Below are 4,447 nucleotides of genomic sequence, written 5' to 3' on the forward strand. Positions count from 1 at the left end.
GTCCTGGCGTTGGCGGGCGACCTCGACGTCATCGGCTCACTCGAACGGCGGGACCACGACGCCGCGGCCACGAACCCGACGCGGGCGGGTGAGGCCCCGGACGCGGTCCCGATCAACGCCCCCGCCCCGCCGCGGATCCTGTGGTTCGGGGGCACCTCGCGTGGCGAGTTCGTTCTGCAGATCCGCAGCGCCGACCGCGCGGGTCTGCTGGCCCGGCTGACCGCGGTCATCGAGCGCGACGGTCTTGACATCGTCTGGGCGAAGGTCACCACGCTGGGCTCGTCCGTCGTGGACGCCTTCGGTGTCGTGGTGCCGTCGCTGATCGCCGGCGACGCTTCGGAGGACCACTCGGCCGCGCGCGAGGAACTCGAGCGCGAGCTGTTGGCCGTGCTGCCAACCCCCGGTGCGGCCAAGGCGGTGCCGGAGGCCAGCTAAGAGGTAGGACCGAGGCTGCTTCCCGGGTCGCTCCGCTCTCCCCCGCAAGCGGGGGGACCCCCAGCCCTCCGAGGTTCCCTGGCCGTCGGACCCTGGCGTCGCCCGCTAGGCTAGCCACGTGTTTGAATCCCTGTCCGACCGGTTGACCGGGGCCCTGTCGGGCCTGCGTGGCAAGGGCCGGCTCACCGATGCCGACATCGACGCCACGGCCCGCGAGATCCGATTGGCGCTGCTCGAGGCCGACGTCTCGCTGCCCGTCGTGCGTGCGTTCATCGCCAGAGTCAAGGACCGCGCCAAGGGCGCGGAGGTGTCCGGCGCGCTGAACCCGGCCCAGCAGGTCGTCAAGATCGTCAACGACGAACTCGTCGGCATCCTCGGCGGTGAGACCAGAAAACTGGCGTACGCCAAGACGCCCCCGACGGTCGTCATGCTCGCGGGCCTTCAGGGTTCCGGTAAGACGACGCTGGCGGGCAAGCTCGCCAAGTGGTTCAGAGACCAGGGGCATACCCCCCTGTTGGTCGCCTGTGACCTGCAGCGGCCCGGTGCCGTCAACCAGCTTCAGATCGTCGGTGAGCGCGCCGGCGTGCAGGTGTTCGCGCCGAACCCTGGAGTTTCACCGGGTGGCTCCGATATCACGGATATGAAGGCAGGCGATCCCGTGGCGGTCGCTGCCGCTGGCCTCGCAGAGGCCAGGGTCAAGCACTTCGACGTCGTCATCGTCGACACCGCGGGCCGCCTCGGCATCGACGAGGAGTTGATGGGCCAGGCGGCTGCGATCCGGGACGCCGTCAACCCCGACGAGGTCCTGTTCGTTCTCGACTCGATGATCGGTCAGGACGCGGTCACCACCGCTGAGGCGTTCCGTGAGGGTGTCGGCTTCACGGGTGTGGTGCTGACCAAGCTCGACGGCGACGCCCGCGGCGGTGCGGCACTGTCGGTGCGCGAGATCACCGGCGTGCCGATTCTGTTCGCGTCCGACGGTGAGAAGCTCGAGGACTTCGACGTCTTCCACCCCGACCGCATGGCCAGCCGCATCCTCGGCATGGGCGACGTGCTCACGCTCATCGAGCAGGCCGAGCAGGTCTTCGACGCCGACAAGGCCGAGGAGGCCGCCGCCAAGATCGGGTCCGGCGAACTGACGCTCGAGGACTTCCTCGAGCAGATGCTGATGATCCGCAAGATGGGGCCCATCGGCAACCTACTCGGCATGTTGCCCGGCGCGGGTCAGATGAAGGATGCGCTGGCCGCCGTCGACGACACCCAGCTCGATCGCGTCCAGGCCATCATCCGGGGCATGACGCCCGCCGAGCGTGCCGACCCCAAGATCATCAACGCCTCTCGGCGACTGCGCATCGCCAACGGCTCGGGTGTCGCGGTAGCCGAGGTGAACTCGCTCGTCGACCGGTTCTTCGAAGCCCGCAAGATGATGTCGCAGATGGCCGGCCAGATGGGAATGCCGTTCGCGCGCAAGGGTTCTTCGCGCAAGGCCGCCAAGGGGAAGAACAAGCAGGCAGGCAAGAAGAAGGGCGGTCGCGGCCCCACTCCGCCGAAGACGCCGAATCCGTTGGGCGTCGGTGGCGGAGTGCCCGCCGGATTCCCCGACCTGTCGAACATGCCCAAGGGTCTCGACGAGCTGCCGCCGGGCCTTGCCAACTTCGATCTGTCCAAGCTGAAGTTCCCCGGCCAGAAGTAAGTTGAGCGGCACCACGCGCCTGCATCTGCGAGGCACGGGACTGCCCGACGGTGAGTCCGTCGAGTGGTGGGTGGTCGATGGGCTGCTCAGCGCCGAACGGGTTGCCGCCGCAGAGACCGTATTCGATGGTGGCTGGATCCTGCCCGGCCTCGTCGATGCGCACTGCCACGTCGGGCTAGGGCCGGGCGGCGCAACGGATTTGGACGAGACGCTCGCGCAGGCCCAGACCGAACGTGACGTGGGCGCCCTGCTGTTGCGCGATGCGGGGTCGCCGGTCGACACTCGCGATCTCGACGAGCGCGACGATCTTCCGCGCATCATTCGCGCAGGCAGGCATCTGGCGAGGCCCAAGCGCTACCTGCCTGGCGTGTCGATCGACGTCGAGGACGAGTCGCAGCTGCCCGCTGCCGTCGCGGAGCAGGCCCGTTTCGGTGACGGCTGGGTGAAGCTGGTGGGGGACTGGATCGACCGCGGGGTCGGCGATCTCACCCCGTTGTGGTCCGACGACGTGCTGAAGGATGCCATCGCTGCCGCACACGCCGAGGGCGCCAGGGTGACCGCGCACGTCTTCGGCGAAGACGCGTTGCCCGGTCTGATCAATGCGGGCATCGACTGCATCGAGCACGGCACCGGCATCACCGACGACGTCATCGCGCTGATGCTGGAGCATGGCACCGCGTTGGTGCCGACGCTGATCAACATCGAGAACTTCCCCGGAATCGCCGACGCCGCAAGCCGGTATCCGAACTACGCCAAGCACGTGCGTGACCTGTACGCGACGTGCCACCGGCGCGTCGGGGCGGCACACGATGCGGGGGTGCCCATCTTCGCGGGCACCGATGCGGGCGGCACGATCGCCCACGGTCGCATCGCCGACGAGGTCGAGGCGCTGACGACTGTCGGGTTGAGCCCGACCGAGGCGCTGGGTGCGGCGTGCTGGGATGCGCGGGAATGGCTGGGCAGACCCACCCTTGAGCATGGGGCCTCGGCCGATCTGGTCTGCTACCCCGACGATCCGAGACAGCCAGGTGTGCTGAACCATCCGGAACTGGTCATCCTGCGGGGCAGGGTCTACCGCTAGTGTCTGCTCGCGGGGATAACTCGCGGGGATAACTAGTACACGTCCCGCACGTAGCGGTGGGTCTTGATCATGTCGTTGACGTAAGTGTGAGCGCCTGCGGCGTCCATCCCGCCGCACCGGGCCACGATGTCGCGCAGCGCCGCGTCGACGTCCTTGGCCATCCGCTTCTCGTCACCGCACACATACAGGTGCGCGCCGTCCTGGAGCCAGTCAAAGAGATCTGCCGAGTTCTCCCACATGCGCTGCTGGACATACTCTTTCGGGGCACGGTCACGGGAGAACGCCAGATCCAGCCGCGTCAGCGTGCCCGCCTCGACGAAGTCGCCGAGTTCGTCACCGTAGAGGAAGTCGGTGGCCCGCCGCCGGTCACCGAAGAACAGCCAGGATCGTCCCGACGCCCCCGTCGCCCGACGTTCCTGAAGGAACGCGCGGAACGGCGCGATACCGGTTCCCGGGCCGATCATGATGATCGGCACGTCGGGCGCGGGCAGCCGGAAATTGTGATTCGGCCGCAGGTGCACCTGCAGCGTCTCGCCGCGCTCAGCGAGGAACGTCGAGGCCACGCCGCCGTGCCTGCGGTCCCCGGCGGTGTAGCGCACGGTCGCGACGGTCAGGTGGACGTGGTCGGGGTGCAGCAGCGGACTCGACGCGATCGAGTAGTCGCGGAACTGAAGCGGCCTGAGGGTGTCGACGACCTCGTCGACGGTCAGGTCGGCGAGTCCGATCAGATCGAGGACGTCCTTGCCGTAGGCCCACGACCCCGGTATCGCGACGTGATCGGCGCCGAGCGCGACGGCCGCCGCGGCGTCGTCGGTCCTGGCGGCCACCAACGCCTGTAGCGCGCGTGAGGGGCTCCTGATTTCGAGATGGTGAGTCAGCAGGACGCCGAGCGACTCGTCGTGATCGGCTATGACGTGGTCGGGACCGACGCCGAGCTGGGCGAGGACCGCGTCGACCAGGATGGGGTCGTTGGAGGCGTGCACGGCGATGGAATCGCCTGCGAGATAGGTGATTCCGGCTCCGGCGAGGTCGATCTCGTAGTGGCGCACCTCCTTGTCGGACTCCGGCGCGGTGAGCAGCTGATTCACGGCCAGGCGGGCCTCGACGGGATGATGACGCTCCCGGTTGGCGGGCTCGGCGAATTCCGGCGAGTGTGCGTGACCGACAGTTACGGATACTTCGGGGGCAGCGGTGGTCCGCTGGTCCGCCAACAGCTTGACGACGACGGTCGTCCACGC

The 4,447-nt window shown here is 68.3% G+C and carries 3 protein-coding genes and 1 pseudogene; 3 read left to right on the top strand and 1 reads right to left on the bottom strand.

Annotated features, from left to right (window positions below):
• The 3 genes and pseudogenes from ACRDUX_RS01080 to ACRDUX_RS01090 form a co-directional block, all read left to right on the top strand.
• A pseudogene (locus ACRDUX_RS01080) lies at nucleotides 1-435 on the top strand ([protein-PII] uridylyltransferase); the annotation flags it as partial.
• Between the two features lie 118 nt (nucleotides 436-553).
• Entirely contained in the window at nucleotides 554-2,128 is a 1,575-nt protein-coding gene (gene ffh, locus ACRDUX_RS01085; RefSeq protein WP_526410177.1) for a signal recognition particle protein, read from the top strand.
• Between the two features lies 1 nt (nucleotide 2,129).
• Nucleotides 2,130-3,209 carry an amidohydrolase family protein gene (locus ACRDUX_RS01090; RefSeq protein ID WP_526410179.1) on the top strand — a complete coding sequence of 360 codons (1,080 nt, stop codon included), beginning with the start codon at nucleotides 2,130-2,132 and terminating at the stop codon, nucleotides 3,207-3,209.
• A 32-nt stretch (nucleotides 3,210-3,241) separates the two neighbouring features.
• Here ACRDUX_RS01090 and ACRDUX_RS01095 read toward each other — a convergent pair.
• Nucleotides 3,242-4,447, bottom strand: a 1,206-nt coding sequence (locus ACRDUX_RS01095; protein ID WP_526410181.1) for a diflavin oxidoreductase, incomplete at its 5' end; no start/stop codon positions are given.

Origin of the sequence: Mycobacterium sp., from assembly GCF_050701675.1 — a bacterium.
Lineage (GTDB): Bacteria > Actinomycetota > Actinomycetes > Mycobacteriales > Mycobacteriaceae > Mycobacterium.